This is a genomic window from Amycolatopsis sp. cmx-11-51 (assembly GCF_047608665.1).
Taxonomy (GTDB): Bacteria; Actinomycetota; Actinomycetes; order Mycobacteriales; family Pseudonocardiaceae; genus Amycolatopsis.
The window spans coordinates 974,429-988,294 of the sequence record NZ_JADNQO010000001.1; the positions used below are offsets into that span (position 1 = coordinate 974,429).

The 13,866-nt window shown below is 68.1% G+C and carries 17 protein-coding genes; 8 read left to right on the forward strand and 9 right to left on the reverse strand.

Features of this window, described 5'->3' with window-relative positions; translation table 11 throughout:
- The first annotated feature begins 78 nt into the window (after positions 1-78).
- Complete coding sequence (locus ACM6LU_RS04960; RefSeq protein WP_414936349.1) at positions 79-1,362, forward strand: aspartate aminotransferase family protein; 1,284 nt, start codon at positions 79-81, stop codon at positions 1,360-1,362.
- Between the two features lie 71 nt (positions 1,363-1,433).
- Here the strand turns inward: ACM6LU_RS04960 and ACM6LU_RS04965 are convergent, their stop codons facing one another.
- The 4 genes from ACM6LU_RS04965 to ACM6LU_RS04980 are packed head-to-tail and all read right to left on the reverse strand — an operon-like array spanning position 1,434 to position 4,679.
- Positions 1,434-2,339, reverse strand: a complete 906-nt coding sequence (locus ACM6LU_RS04965; protein ID WP_414936350.1) for a haloalkane dehalogenase — start codon at positions 2,337-2,339, stop codon at positions 1,434-1,436.
- 56 nt (positions 2,340-2,395) lie between these two features.
- Positions 2,396-2,848, reverse strand: a complete 453-nt coding sequence (locus tag ACM6LU_RS04970) for a DUF350 domain-containing protein (RefSeq protein WP_101611747.1) — start codon at positions 2,846-2,848, stop codon at positions 2,396-2,398.
- 55 nt (positions 2,849-2,903) lie between these two features.
- Positions 2,904-4,070: a glutathionylspermidine synthase family protein gene (locus ACM6LU_RS04975; protein WP_414936351.1), complete on the reverse strand. Its 1,167-nt coding sequence runs from the start codon at positions 4,068-4,070 to the stop codon at positions 2,904-2,906.
- Positions 4,071-4,679: a hypothetical protein gene (locus ACM6LU_RS04980; protein WP_414936352.1), complete on the reverse strand. Its 609-nt coding sequence runs from the start codon at positions 4,677-4,679 to the stop codon at positions 4,071-4,073.
- Positions 4,680-4,773: 94 nt separating this feature from the next.
- Here ACM6LU_RS04980 and ACM6LU_RS04985 point away from each other — a divergent pair, with 94 nt between their 5' ends.
- From ACM6LU_RS04985 to ACM6LU_RS05000, 4 genes are all read left to right on the forward strand, one after another.
- Positions 4,774-5,778, forward strand: coding sequence for a septum formation family protein (locus tag ACM6LU_RS04985; RefSeq protein WP_414936353.1), 1,005 nt, complete (start codon positions 4,774-4,776; stop codon positions 5,776-5,778).
- A gap of 4 nt (positions 5,779-5,782) precedes the next feature.
- Entirely contained in the window at positions 5,783-6,133 is a 351-nt protein-coding gene (locus tag ACM6LU_RS04990) for a metallopeptidase family protein (protein ID WP_093936420.1), read from the forward strand.
- Between the two features lie 208 nt (positions 6,134-6,341).
- Positions 6,342-7,607 (forward strand): MFS transporter, encoded by a 1,266-nt coding sequence (locus ACM6LU_RS04995; RefSeq protein ID WP_414936354.1) that lies wholly within the window; start codon positions 6,342-6,344, stop codon positions 7,605-7,607.
- 59 nt (positions 7,608-7,666) lie between these two features.
- Positions 7,667-8,104, forward strand: coding sequence for a hypothetical protein (locus ACM6LU_RS05000; RefSeq protein WP_414936355.1), 438 nt, complete (start codon positions 7,667-7,669; stop codon positions 8,102-8,104).
- Positions 8,105-8,108: 4 nt separating this feature from the next.
- On the opposite strand, the gene ACM6LU_RS05005 is transcribed toward ACM6LU_RS05000, so the two are convergent.
- From ACM6LU_RS05005 to pheA, 3 genes are all read right to left on the reverse strand, one after another.
- Positions 8,109-8,753, reverse strand: a complete 645-nt coding sequence (locus tag ACM6LU_RS05005) for a DUF4232 domain-containing protein (protein ID WP_414936356.1) — start codon at positions 8,751-8,753, stop codon at positions 8,109-8,111.
- A gap of 226 nt (positions 8,754-8,979) precedes the next feature.
- Entirely contained in the window at positions 8,980-9,603 is a 624-nt protein-coding gene (locus ACM6LU_RS05010; protein WP_414936357.1) for a histidine phosphatase family protein, read from the reverse strand.
- Complete coding sequence (gene pheA, locus ACM6LU_RS05015; protein ID WP_414936358.1) at positions 9,600-10,508, reverse strand: prephenate dehydratase; 909 nt, start codon at positions 10,506-10,508, stop codon at positions 9,600-9,602. The genes ACM6LU_RS05010 and pheA overlap by 4 nt, the downstream gene beginning before the upstream one ends.
- A 97-nt stretch (positions 10,509-10,605) precedes the next feature.
- On the opposite strand from pheA, the gene ACM6LU_RS05020 reads away from it, so the two are divergent.
- From ACM6LU_RS05020 to ACM6LU_RS05030, 3 genes are all read left to right on the forward strand, one after another.
- On the forward strand, positions 10,606-11,247 hold the full coding sequence (locus ACM6LU_RS05020) for a macro domain-containing protein (RefSeq protein ID WP_414936359.1): 642 nt from the start codon (positions 10,606-10,608) through the stop codon (positions 11,245-11,247).
- 332 nt (positions 11,248-11,579) lie between these two features.
- Positions 11,580-12,512, forward strand: a complete 933-nt coding sequence (coaA, locus tag ACM6LU_RS05025) for a type I pantothenate kinase (protein WP_414936360.1) — start codon at positions 11,580-11,582, stop codon at positions 12,510-12,512.
- A gap of 330 nt (positions 12,513-12,842) precedes the next feature.
- Positions 12,843-13,013, forward strand: a complete 171-nt coding sequence (locus tag ACM6LU_RS05030) for a hypothetical protein (RefSeq protein WP_414936361.1) — start codon at positions 12,843-12,845, stop codon at positions 13,011-13,013.
- A gap of 96 nt (positions 13,014-13,109) precedes the next feature.
- Here ACM6LU_RS05030 and ACM6LU_RS05035 read toward each other — a convergent pair whose 3' ends face one another.
- Together ACM6LU_RS05035 and ACM6LU_RS05040 are read right to left on the reverse strand one after the other, a co-directional pair.
- The gene (locus ACM6LU_RS05035) at positions 13,110-13,526 is read right to left on the reverse strand and encodes a type II toxin-antitoxin system VapC family toxin (protein WP_414936362.1); all 417 of its coding nucleotides are present in this window, start codon (positions 13,524-13,526) and stop codon (positions 13,110-13,112) included.
- Positions 13,523-13,822 (reverse strand): type II toxin-antitoxin system Phd/YefM family antitoxin, encoded by a 300-nt coding sequence (locus tag ACM6LU_RS05040; RefSeq protein WP_414936363.1) that lies wholly within the window; start codon positions 13,820-13,822, stop codon positions 13,523-13,525. The genes ACM6LU_RS05035 and ACM6LU_RS05040 overlap by 4 nt, the downstream gene beginning before the upstream one ends.
- Positions 13,823-13,866 lie beyond the last annotated feature (44 nt).

Consider the following 13,866-nt stretch of genomic DNA (forward strand, 5'->3'; position numbering starts at 1 on the left):
CTGATCGTTGTCGCCCGTTTCGGGCCGTCCCCATACTGAGCCCGACCCCGGATTCCTTGCTGCGGACGGAGAAACCCGATGACCGATGCGGACCTGCTGGCGCGGCACAAGGCGGTACTCCCGTCGTGGCTCGCGCTCTACTACGACGAGCCGATCGAGATCGTGCACGCGCAGGACCGCCGGGTCGTCGACTCGACCGGGCGCAGCTACCTCGACTTCTTCGCGGGCATCCTGACGAACTCGATGGGCTACGACGTGTCGGCGATCAGCGACGCCGTGCGCAAGCAGCTCGACACCGGGATCCTGCACACCTCGACGCTGTACCTGATCCGCTCACAGGTCGAACTGGCCGAGCGCATCGCGAAGCTCTCCGGCATCCCGGACGCGAAGGTGTTCTTCACCAACTCCGGGACCGAAGCCAACGACACCGCGCTGATGCTCGCCACGCAGTACCGGCGCAGCAATCAGGTGCTCGCGATGCGGAACTCGTACCACGGGCGGTCGTTCGCGACGGGCGGCGTGACGGGCAACCGCGGCTGGTCGGCGTCTTCGCTCAGCCCGGTGAAGGTGAGCTACGTCCACGGTGGCTACCGGTACCGCAGCCCGTTCCGGGCGCTGTCGGACACGGAGTACATCGACGCGTGCGTCGCGGACCTGGTCGACGTCCTCGAGACGGGTACTTCGGGCGACGTCGCCTGCATGATCGTCGAGCCGATCCAGGGCATCGGCGGGTTCAGCTCACCGCCGGACGGCCTGTTCAAGGCGATGAAGGAGGTCCTCGACCAGTACGGGATCCTGTTCGTCTCCGACGAGGTCCAGACCGGCTGGGGACGGACCGGGGAACACTACTGGGGGATCCAGGCGCACGACGTCGTCCCCGACGCGATGACCTTCGCGAAGGGCCTCGGCAACGGTCTCGCGGTCGGCGGTCTCGTGGCGCGCGGCGACCTCGTCGACTGCCTGACCGCGAACTCGATCTCGACCTTCGGCGGCAACCCGGTCGCGATGGCTGGCGCGGCCGCGGTACTCGACCACATCGCCGATCACGACCTGCAGGCCAACGCGCTCGCGCGGGGCAAAGAACTGCTCGACGGCCTGCGCGCGGCGGGGAACCCGGTGCTCGGGGACGTGCGCGGCAAGGGCCTGATGATCGGCGTCGAACTGGTCAAACCGGGCAGCATGGAGCCGGACACCCAGGCCGCGGCGCGGATGATGGAGGAGACCAGGGCGCGCGGGCTGCTGATCGGCAAGGGCGGGCTGTACGGCAACGTCCTGCGGATCGCGCCCCCGATGACGCTCACGGCCGATGAGGCGGCCGAGGGGCTCGGGATCATCACGGACGCCCTGGCCGCCATCTCCTGAGCCCACCCCCGTGCTATGAACGGTCCGTTACTTGCAAATTTTGCAAGTAACGGACCGTTCATAGCATCCGGTCAGGACTTCACGAATCGGGCGATGACCTCGCCAAAGCGAGTGCCGGCGTCCTCCTGGAGGAAGTGACCGGCCCCGGTGATCGTCGGATGCTCGAGTTCGCGGGCGCCGCGCATCGAGCCCCGCAGTTCGAGACCCCATGGCGCGGTGATCGGGTCGCCGTCGGAGAACGAGACCAGGAACGGCTTGTTCAGTTCGGCGAGCACCTTCAACGCGGCCCGGTTGGCGGCCGAGGCCGGGTCGTCCGGCGTGATCGGCACCAGTGACGGCATCGCGCGCGGCGCGGCCTTGTACATCTCGTTCGGGAAGGGCGCGTCGTAGGCGGCGCGGACCTCCTCGGACAGCTTGATCTGGCAGCCCGACTGGACGAACCGGCCGACGTCGAGGACCTGGGACTTCTCGATGGTGCCGCGGAACTTGTGCCAGATCTCCGGCATGTCGGTGTCGCCGCTGGGGAGGCCGGTGTTGGCCGCGACGACGCGGGAGAAGCGGCCGGGGTTCTCGGCGACCAGCCGCAGGCCGATCAGTCCGCCCCAATCCTGGCCGACCAGGGTGACCTCGGTCAGGTCCAGCACGTCGAAGGCGAACGCGCGCATCCACTCGACGTGCCGCTGGTAGGTGTGGTCGACCATGTCGCCGGGTTTGTCGGAACGGCCGAAGCCGACCAGGTCGGGCGCGATGGCGCGTAGTCCGGCGTCGGCGAGCACCGGGATGACCTTGCGATAGAGGTAGGACCAGGTGGGCTCGCCGTGCAGCAGGAGAACGGGCGGCCCATCCGCGGGTCCGGCCTCCACGTAACCCACTCTGATCACGCCGCCGTGGAGGTCGACGAGTTCCGCGTAGCGCGGTTCGAAATCGAAATCGGGCAGGTCCGAAAACCGGTTGTCTGGTGTCCTCAAAAGGCGCACGACTCCCACGTTAGTGGGCTTCGTGCGCCTTTGCCGTGTTCAGAGGGTCGGGAAAGTCACGAGATGCCGACGGCCACGACCAGGCCGAGGGCGAGGTGCGCGGCGGCGACCACGACGCTGACCGGGGCGAACTTCTCGCTCTCGATGGTCGAGCGGACGTCGATGCGGGTCGCCCACTCCAGCAGCCGGACCGCCAGAACCTGCACGACGATGCCCAGCAGGCCGTAGACCAGCGAGGTGATGAGGCCCTCGGTCAGGTCGCTGGCGGAGTTCGCGATCGCCACGACGACGATGAACGCCATCGACAGCAGGCCCGACGCGGTGACGATGACCGCGTTCGGCAAACCGCGGCTGACCAGCTGGGCCAGCTTGCCGGGCGTGGTCCAGTCGATCGCCCAGAACCCGGCGAACATCAGCAATAGGCCGACGACGCCGTACAGCAGGATCGCGCCGATCCCTCGCACGAGGTCGGAGCCGAACGTGTCGGACAGCGCAAGGGTGGTCGTCACAGGGTGCTCCCAGAGGTACGGGTCGAGAATGTCAGGTTTGTGCGGGTTGCTTCTATCACGACTCGACGATGCGATGCGGGACGAACGCCGCACCGTCGTCTGTGACGAGTCCTGCCGTCTCGCGGATCCCGAGGCCGGCGGCGTGGTCTCCGACGATCCAGGCGCCGAGCGCGGGCCGGTAGCCCTGGAACTCCGGGAGCGGGTCGAACGCCTGGTAAACGTAGCCTTCGGCGCCGTAGACGCCGTCGGTCTGCGTCTCGTACCCGGTGGCGACGATCTGCACGTTCGCGCCCTCACGGCCGAGTTTCGGCTTGCGGACGTATTCGGTCAGCAAGCCGGGGTCGTCGGCGAAGGCGGGCAACAGGTTCGGGTGCCCAGGGTAGTTCTCCCACAGGATCGCGAGCAGCGTCTTGTTGGAGAGGATCATCTTCCACAGCGGCTCGACCCACAGCGTGCGCGGCATGGTCTCAATGGCGAAGCGGCCGAACTCCTCGTCGACCACCCATTCCCACGGGTAGAGCTTCACCACGGTCGCCATCTGCTGTTCTTCGAGGTCGACGAACCGCTTGAGCACCGGGTCCCAGCCGATCTCCTCGATCGACAGGCCGACGGTGTCGAGTCCGGCTTCGGCCGCCGTCTCCTGCAGGTACGCCGTCGTCACGTGGTCCTCACCGGACGGATCGGCGGAAGACCAGGTGAAGTGCAGTTCGTTGGAGGGCAGCTTGTCGGCGAGTTCGCCCCAGCGCTCGACCAGCTTCTCGTGGATCGAGTTCCACTGGTCGTCCTCCGGGAAGACCGACGTCTTCCAGTGCCACTGCAGGACCGCGGCCTCGAGCAGCGATGTCGGGGTGTCTGCGTTGTACTCAAGCAGCTTCGCCGGGCTCTTGCCGTCGTAGCGCAGGTCGAACCGGCCGTAGACGTGCGGATCCTGCCGCTTCCACGACTCGGCGATATGCGGCCAGACCCACTCGGGGATGCCGAAGCGGTGGTACTGCTCGGTGGTCACCACGTTGTCGACGGCTTCGAGGCACATCGAGTGCAGCAGTTCCACGTCCGCCTCGACGGACAGGATCTCGTCCATCTCGAAGACGTAGTGGACCGACTCGTCCCAGTACGGCCGGGACTTGCCGGAGCCGTCACGGGCGGGGGTGCCGAAGACCAGGCCCTGCTCCTCGACGATGTTCTGCCAGTCCCGCCGGGGCGGCTTGGAATCCCGGTACACCTACGAGCCCCCGCTCTTACCGCTGCTGCCGCTCTTGCCGCTGATGCCGAACCCGCCACGCTGGACGGACTTGCCCGATTTGGTGCTGACGTTCGCCCCCGACGGCGCGGTGTACGAACCGCCCGACACCCGCTGCCCGATCGCGCCGGAACCGCCGTAGTTGTAGCGGTAGCTGTTGTAGCCGCCGCCGAAACCACCGATCGGGATGAAGAAGAACCCACCGGACGAGTACCCGCCCTGTGATCGGACGTGGTTCTCGTCGCAGTTCCGGTCGTCCTGGACGATCTCCGTGTCTTTGGTGGCGCAGACCGCCGTGACCTCATCCGGCTTCGCGACGGTGTAGAACGTCGCGACCAAGCCGACCAGCCCGACGGTCACGCCGGTCCCGATCAGGATCTTCTTCTTGGTCGAAGACTTCTTCTCGGCGGCGCGAGCGGCTTCGGCGTCGAGCACCTCCTGGCGTTCTTGCTCCGCCAGTGCCTGCTGCCGTGCCCGCTGCTCAGCCAGCGAAGGCTGTCGCGCCTGCGTGCTGTCGTCCTGGAACCGCATGGAGCCGCGCTTCGGCGGCTCCTGGGGCGGCTGTGCCCCTTGGTTGTCATCCTGCGTCATCGAAGCTCCGTAATCGCCCGCCGGCTTGATCCCGCGTCCAACACTAACCACCCGGTATACGCACCTTACGTGCGGCGCGGGCATCATGGAGTGGATGTCTCAACAGGCCGAGCGGTTCCGTGATCCGCGAAACGCGCTGAGCACCCTGCGCACCCGGCTCGTCATGGCCGGTGTGTTCGTGGGCGCGCTCATCGCGCTTTCGCTGAGTGTGGCGTTCTCGTGGAACGTGGGCCCGGTGGGCGGTGCGGGCGGCGGTGCCCCCAAACTGTCACCCGCGGCGGTCGAAGCGTTCCAATCTCCCCCGGGCACCTGCCTGACCTGGAACAACCCGGACGCCAACGACGTGCGGCGGGTGCCGTGCGCGGAGTCCCATCTATTCGAGGTCACCAGCATCGTCGACATCGGCGCGCAGTATCCGGCTGGCGTGCCGAGCCCGAACCTGGAGCAGTGGCAGGAGATCTCCCGGTCACGCTGCACCGTCGACGTCAAGCCGTACCTCGGCCGAACGCTGGATCCCTACGGCAAGTTGAGCATGAACCTGCTCCGGCCGACTCCCGCACAGTGGGAGGACGGCGACCGGCAGCTGCGGTGCGGCCTGCAGTGGGCGGGCCAGGGCGGCAAGCTGCAGCCGACCAAGGGGCAGGCGAAGGAGCAGAACCAGTCCGCGGTGTGGGAGCCCGGCACCTGCCTCGCGCTGCTCAACAACAGCTTCGGCGACCCTGTCGACTGTGCCCAGCCGCACTCCTACGAGATGATCGCGACGCTCGACCTCAAGACGAAGTTCAAGGACGCCTACCCGTCACAGGAACAGCAGAACACCTGGCTGGACACCGAGTGCTCGACGGCCGCGCAGGACTACACCGGCAACGCGGACCTGGCGGCGAAGAAGGTCATCCTCAGCTGGGACGTCCGCGAGCAGGAGAGCTGGGACGCCGGCTCGACGCTGGTGAACTGCAAGGTGGCGGCGGCCCTGCCGGACAACAAGGGGCTCGCCCCGATCACCGGGAGCGTCAAGGTCGGCGACGGCGAGGCCCCGCCCTCCGACGGCGGCCAGACGAGCCCGCCGCCGTCTTCCTCGGCTCCGAAGACCGGCGGGTGAGCCCGTGCCCGTCGAGATGACCCAGCAGCGCTTCGAAGAACTGGTGTCGGAGGCGCTGGACGAGCTTCCGCCCGAATTCGCGGACGCCATGGACAACGTGGTGGTACTGGTGGAGGAGTTCAACGAGGAGTCGCCCACGATCCTCGGGCTCTACCACGGGGTCGCGCTGACCGAACGGACCCACGAGTACGGCGGGGTGCTGCCGGACCGGATCTCGATCTACCGGCGACCGCTGCTTGAGATGTGCGACACCGAGGAAGACGTCGTCGAGGAGGTGCTGATCACGGTGGTCCACGAGGTCGGCCACCATTTCGGCATCGACGACGCGCGCCTGCACGAACTCGGCTGGGGCTGAGCCGCGGGACAGGCGATCAGCAAAGGTCCCCTGCTCCCTTCACGGCGAATTTCGCGCCGAAGGCGGCACGGTCGGTGATTTTCGTGCGTCGGACACCAAGGGCTCTCCGGATTTTTAACTGGGCGTAACAAGCCCACAACTTTGGGCGACAACCCCGCTGACTTTTCCACTCGCCGGCCGGTGCCGTCGAATGCCTGGGGAGGCGTGCATGGCCGAGTCGACGGCACACGGGAGGGGCGACCGGCGATTGCGCTGGTTGCTCGCGTCCAGTGCGGCGTCGAATCTCGGCGATGGAGTCGGCAAGGTCGCGTTCCCCCTGCTCGCGGTCACCCTGACCCGCGACCCACTGCTCATCGCCGGACTCTCGGCGACCCAGTTCCTGCCGTGGCTGCTCTTCGCGCTCCCGGCGGGCGCGCTGCTGGACCGGATCGACCGGCGACGCGCGATGATCGTCGCGAACACCGCCCGAGCGGTGGTCGTCGGCGGGATGGCCGCCCTGGTCGCGGCCGGCGGGGTGACGATCTGGGTGGTCTACGCCGCCGCCCTGCTCATCGGCGTCGCGGAGGTGGTCGCCGACAGCGCCGCGAACGTGCTCGTCCCGGCGGTCGTCGGCAAGGGTTCGCTCGACAGCGCGAACAGCAAGCTCCAGGCCTGCGAAATCGTCGGCCAAACCTTCCTCGGCGGACCAGTCGGTAGTGTCACCTTCGCGCTCTTCGCGACTTTCCCGTTCCTGCTCAACTCGGTGGGCTTCGCGATCGCGGCGGTCGTGCTGATCGGACTCACCGGGAGCTACCGGGCTCGTCCTTCTACGGCCTCCGAGAGCGCGTCCACCGGTTTGCGCGCCGAGCTGGCGGAGGGTTTCCGCTGGTTGAAGGGCAATCGCCTGATGCTGCGACTAGTCATCGTCGCTGGGCTGATCAGCTTGGTCAGCGAACTCGCCCAGGCGCAGTTGGTGCTGTACGCGATCGAGTACCTACGTCTCAGCGAAGCGGCCTTCGGGCTCTTCGCGTTCGTCGGCGGCATCGGCGGTTTGCTCGGCGCGGCCATCGCCCCACGGCTGGTGAAGACGTCCAGCCGTCGCACGGTGCTCCTCGGAGGCACCGCCTGCTGTGGCGCGGCGTTCACCGGCATGGGCCTGACGAATTCGCCGGTGGCGGGGGCGGCCCTGTTCGGACTGTTCGCGGCGGCCGTCGTTTCGGTGAACATCGTGCTGGGCACGGCGCGGCACACGCTCGTCCCCGGCGAACTGCTCGGTCGCGTCCTCGGCGTATGGCGCACCGTGGTCTGGGGGGCGATCCCGGTCGGGGCCCTGCTCGGCGGCGTCCTCACCCACGCCCTCGGTTCCCCGTCCCGGACGTTCCTCACGTCCGGGCTCTTGCTGTTCGGCGTCGCGGGCTTCGCGTTCGCCGCCTTGCGACCGGGTTCAGATGACGAATCGGCCACGGCCTTGCGGGTACTCCACCAAGACCGGTGAAAAGTCGGGCCGTTGGTGCTGGAATAGCGCATCACCGCCAGCTGGCGAGGAGGTCCGCGATGCAGCAGACACTGGTGCCGGAGGCCGGCGTGGGGACGACAGAACCTTCCAGACGCCCGCAAGTGCTCACCGCGGTCGCCGGTTTCGTGATCGGTGCCAGCGTGATCGGCATGCTGTGGGCTCTCTCGAGCGTCAACGCGGGAGCGCTCGAAGACGCGCAGGACGCGTGTCAGGCACTGGCGAGGGTCGGCACGATCCCGGACACCACCGACGCCGCGCCCGGCGACCGGACCGTGGCGGTCCTGGCCCCGGAGATCCTGCACAGGATGACGGCAGCGCGCGAACTCTCCGCCGCGGCGGCGGCCGCCAACGACACCTACCGGCCGCTGGCCGAGCACATCGACGGTGTCAGCCGAATGGTGTTCAGCCTGCACTTCAACCAGATCTCCGGCCAGCGGCACCTGGCACAGGCCGAACAGCTCTGCACCCAGCTCTAGGCGGTCACGCTCCCTTGTGGACCGTCTTGACGGTCAGCTGGTTGCCGGGGATCTTCCCCGCGCAGCCGAGCCCCTGCACCGGCACGAAGTTCGACGCGGTCTCTTGCGGCAGGTAGACCCGCAGGCCACGGGTCTCGGTGGGCTTGCAGGCCGCCTCGTCGTAGTTGCGGACGTTCACGAAGCCGAGGTCGGCGGACGCGCTCTCGCCGTTGTTCAGCTGCACCGGGCCGCCCTTGTCACCGTCACGGAACGCTGCCTCACCGACCTGGTGGCCGTCCGCGCCGGTCACGTAGGAGACGCCGGGGAAGCCCTGGATGGTGCACGCGTGCCCGCTCGAGTTGGTGATGACGAGCTTCCGGTACACCGTCCCGGCCGCCGCGTCACCGTTCGCGACCGAGAGTTTCACGTCGCCTGCCTTGCACAGCCCGTCGTTCTTCGGAGCGGGAGCCTGCCCCTGTGCGGGCTGCGTTGTCGGCACCGGGCTCGAACTCGCACTGGGCGCGGGTGAGGTCTCCGCCGCCGGACTGGACGGCGTCGTGGACGAACTCTGCGCGACCGGGGCCGTTTCCGAACCGCAAGCGCTGAGCAGCAGGAGTCCGGCGGTACCCGCGATGAGACCGCCGATGGAGATCATCTTCGAACGAACCATGGTCCTTCGCCTCCCTGTAGCCGGGTGACCCACCGATCAGTAGACGTGTTGGCGATCCCAGAGGTTGCGCTCCCCCGGTTAATTCCCCACAAGGTGTTAATCGATCTCGTGGGGTGTATTCCCCGGCGGAAACGGAGGCAAACGCTCGCGTTTCGTCCTCTGGTTGCGGTCCTTGCGCGTGCAAGGACCGCAACCAGAGGACGAAACGCGAAGGGAGGGAGTGGCCTCAGGCGGGGTCGACGGGGACGTCCGCCCAGGTGAGGCAGGTCCAGCCGTCGGCGGTGGCGGCGAGTTCGACGATGCCGGTGTTCGGGATGAGGCCCTGGTTGGCGACCTCGGCGGTGACGTTCCCGGCGAGCCACTCGCCGCCGAGCCGGATCGCGCCGCCGTGACTCACCAGCACCACCGTGCCGTCGGGGTCGGCCTGCTCGTGCTTGGCACGCAGCCGGGCGACCGCGTCGAGCAGCCGGGTGCGGACCTGCGCGCCGGTCTCGCCGCCGGGGATCGGCGCACCGAGTTCGCCGAGCGTCCACCGGCGCACGACGCTCATGTAGGTCGCGACCGAGTCCTTGTCGGTGTTGCCTTCGAGATCGCCCGCGGCGACTTCGTGCGCCCCGTCGACAACCTGGACGTCGACGCCGAGCTTGGCGGCCAGCGGCGCCGCGGTCTGCTGGGCTCGGACGGCCTGTGAGGCGTAAACCGCGACGATCGGCTCACCGTCGAGCCGCGTCGCGAGGTCCCTGGCCTGTTCGCGGCCCAGTTCGGTGAGCGGCGGGCCGGGCAGCGCGGTGTCGAGCGCGCCCCGCACGTTTCCGTCGGTCTGACCGTGACGGACAAGGAGAAGTTTCACGCCTGTGCTCCCTTCCGGACCGACTCGACCCAGTCGATCGCTTCGGTGAAGTCCTCGTTGGCGGCGCCCTGCTCCACCGCGGTCATGCCGTCGTCCGCCCGCGGATGGGAACCGAGGAACCGCACGTTGCGGCACCGACGGCGCAACGCGGCCAGCACGTCGCCGATCCGGGGCTCGGCCACGTGTCCCTCGAAGTCGATGAAGAAGCGGTACTCGCCGAAGTTGTTCCTGGTCGGGCGGGCGTCCAGCTTCGTCAGGTTGATGCCGCGGACCGCCAGTTCGGTGAGCAGTTCCGCCAGGGCCCCGGTCCGGTTCGTCGCGGCGGCGACGATCGACGTGCGGTCGGCCCCGGTCGGCTCCGGCAACTCGCCGGGCAGACGGACCAGCAGGAACCGGGTCTTGGCGTCGCGGACGTCGGCGACCTCGGTGGCCAGCACGTCCAGCGGGTAGTGCTCGACGGCGACCGGCGCGGTCACGGCGGCGTCGAACTCGCCCGCGTCGACCGCGACCGCGGCCGCCGCGGTGGACGACGTCGCGACCGGATGCGCGCCGGGGAGGTTCGCCTCGACCCAGTGACGGACCTGCGCGAGCGCGTGCGGATGGCTCGCCACGGTGCGGATCTCGGTCGTCCCCGGCCGGGTCAGCACACTGAAGTGGACGGGCAGCAGCACCTCCGCCACCGCGACGAGCGGCTCGGCCTCGCTGAGGCTGTCGAGGGTGGCGGTGACCGCGCCCTCCACGGAGTTCTCGATCGGCACGCAGGCCGCGTCGGCCGCACCCGAGCGCACCGCGGCCAGCGCCGCCGGAATGGTTTCCGCGGGGATCAGCTCCTCACCGGGGACGAGCCGGCGCGCGGCCTGTTCGGTGAAGGTTCCCTGGGGGCCGAAGTAGGCGATCCGTGACACCCCGCCAGATTACGCACGCCGCGGGTGGCGACTTTCACTCGGACAGCCGGTACGCGAACCGGTTACGCCGGGTGCCTTTTTTTGCCATGCTTAGCGGGTGACCGCCGAACCGGGCACGCACACCGGCCACGAGGATGTCGGCTCCTCTTTCGCTCCCCTGCCCGACCATCCCACCCCGGAGCTGGTGCTGTGCGCCGTCGATGACCTGCTCGCGCAAGCCTGGACCACCGTCGCGGACACTGTGGACGGACGGGTCTTCGTGCACCGCGGGTCGGTGCTCGACGTCGTCGCGCAAGCCGTCGTCAGCCCCGCGAACTCCTACGGCTGGATGCGCGGCGGCATCGACGCCGTCTACGCCCGCGCCTACCCCGGTGTCGAGCAGAACGTGCGCAGCGCCGTGCTCGCCTACCACGGCGGGGAACTCCCGATCGGCGAGGCCGTGATCGTGCCCACCGGTGAGGCGGAGCCCGCCTGGCTGATCAGCGCGCCGACGATGAGGGAACCTGGCGAACGCCTCCCTCGCGACACCGTGCACCCGTACCTTGCCGCCAGGGCGGTGTTCCAGCAGTGGCGCGACGGCAGGCTCGACCAGGGCCGGGTCCGTGATCTGGTGCACACGATCGCGATGCCCGGGCTCGGTACCGGCGTCGGCGGGGTCGCGCCCGCCTCCTGCGCCCGGCAGGTCGCCGCGGCGTGGGATGAGGTCTTCACCCCCGGCCGTTCCCGTAACGGACGGTAAGAGCCTGTCGGCAGAGCCGAGATGTACCTCCGAAAGTGACCGAACGCGTGACCCCGCCATGGCAGAAGGCCCGCTATCGCGGTGGCAGCGCGCCTTCTCCGCATCGGCGAGGTGAATGACCAGGCCGCGTCCTGCCGACGTCGATCGCGGATGTGAGTTCACTACAGGCGCTGACGCCCCGAAGCGGGCTACATCACATCGCAGCGCGTTCACGAGCCGTAAGCCCTACCGTTAAAGCGGCTTCATCCGGTTCGAGGCACGATTATCCGCCGAGAACTCGTCAACACGGCTTTTGTACGGCGCCAGCGCAGGTGACGGGCGAGGAGTGTGCGATGCCGCGGGTCCGTGAACTCAGTCCCTACGTCGAGCTGCACCGTGAGCAGTGGCGCGAGTTGCGCAGGTCCACCCCCCTGCCACTGACCGCCGCGGAACTGCTGCGACTGCGCGGTCTCGGTGAGCAGGTCGACCTGACCGAGGTCGCCGAGGTCTATCTGCCGCTCTCCAGGCTGATCAATCTCCAGGTCGCCGCCCGGCAACGGTTGTACGAAGCCACCACCACCTTTCTCGGTGAAGACAGTCGGGGCACCAAGGTGCCTTACGTCATCGGGATCGCCGGAAGTGTCGCCGTCGGCAAGTCGACGACCGCGCGCATCCTGCGCACCCTGCTCGCCCGCTGGCCGGATCACCCCAGGGTCGACCTGGTCACCACCGACGGGTTCCTCCATCCGCGGGCGGAACTGGTCCGGCGCGGCATCATGCACCGCAAGGGATTCCCGGAGAGCTACGACCGGCGGGCCCTGCTGCGGTTCGTCACCGATGTGAAGTCCGGGGCGGAACGGGTCAGCGCGCCGGTGTACTCGCACCTCGCCTACGACATACTTCCCGGCGAAGAACAGGTCGTTCAGCGACCCGACATCCTGATCATCGAGGGACTCAACGTCCTCCAGCCCGGCCCCCGGCTCACCGTCTCCGATCTGTTCGACTTCTCGATCTACGTGGACGCGCCGACGACCGACATCGAGCGCTGGTATGTCGAGCGCTTCCTCAAACTGCGGCACACCGCGTTCGCTGACCCCGCGTCACACTTCCACCACTTCGCCGGGCTCCCGGACGACGAGGCACGGGCCGAGGCGCGCCACCTGTGGCGCACGATCAACGAGCCCAACCTGATGGAGAACATCAAGCCGACGCGGCCTCGCGCGACCCTCGTCCTCCGCAAGGACGCCGACCACACGATCAACCGGGTCCGGCTGCGCAAGCTTTGAATGAGGACATTCCGTAACCGGACACTCACGGATTCTCTACTCACGGCGAGCGTTTCACGACGACAGCCAAGATCACTCCGCCGGAAGCCGATCACACGGGCGAATTCCGACTGTTCCCTCACAAGCACCAGCCTTCGCACCCCCGGCGAGCCGGCGGTACCGGGCGGTCGCGTACCGCGACCGGTGAGCGGGTTCCCTCGGCCGATCGGCCGATCCACGCTCAGTACGTGTAACCGGTTGGCCGATACCGGCTACAGGCCCCCGAGGCGACCCTTGTGTCAGGGGAACAAGAGGTCTCGAAAAGGACCTTGAGCAGGGAGGAGGCTCACGATGTTCTCGATCATCCTGACCTGGGTCGGCTCGATTCTCGGACTCGCACTCCTGGTGGCCATGGCCGCCGGCGCCTTCGTCGTCGACTTCGACGACGCCCGCGGGGACCGTCGCAGGAAGAAGCCGGAAGTCACGGAAAGCAAGGGCACCCCGGCCGCGCCACTGGGCTGAACACCCGAATCTGAACACTGGACTGAGCATCACTGGACTGAGCGACGCCCGACTGAGCGCGGCCGATCAAGACGTCCGGACGTCTTGATCCCTTCCTCAGTCGAACGGGTTGTGCACCTGCGCCCCGAGTCCGGCCATGTCGGCTAGATTCCGGGTGACCAGGGTCAGCTCGTGGATCCGGGCGGTCGCGGCGATCAGTCCGTCGACGGACGGCACTTTCCTCGGCGCGTACTGCCTGCCCCATTCGGCCGCGATTTCGGCGGTCACCGGAAGGATCCGTTCCGAGAACTGCGCGGTGAGCCCGGCCAGCCAGTCGGCCAGCGCGTCCGCCCGCTCCCGGCCTTGATCTCCTCGATGCCTGAGTTTGCCGATCCCCCTCTCGATCTCTCCCACGGTCAGCACGCTCAGATAGAGCCTGCTCGATGACACCCCGCCCCACCACCGGGCGAAACCCGGGTTCCGCGTGCGGCGCCGGGCCTCGGACACGATGTTCGTGTCCAGCAGAAAGCTCACCCGCTCACCTCCACGGCATCCCTCGGCAGATCCTCCGCGCGTTCGGCGGCGATCTCCTCCAGCACGTCGGCCAGCGTCTCCCCGTGTTCGGGATGGTGCTGCTCACCGGAGAGCACGAGTTTGAAATCGACGGCTTCACCGCCTCCGGCCAGCCTGCGGTAATCCATGATGTCCAGCACCACGGCCACCTCCTCCCCATGTTTGGTGACGAACTGCGGCCCCTCGGCCGCGGCCCGGCGCAGCAGCTCGCTCAGCCGCTGCTTGGCGTCCTGCACTTGCCAGGTGGATGCTTCCATCTAGACAGACTAGATGGAACTGGGTGGGATGGCAAGGCCGGGAG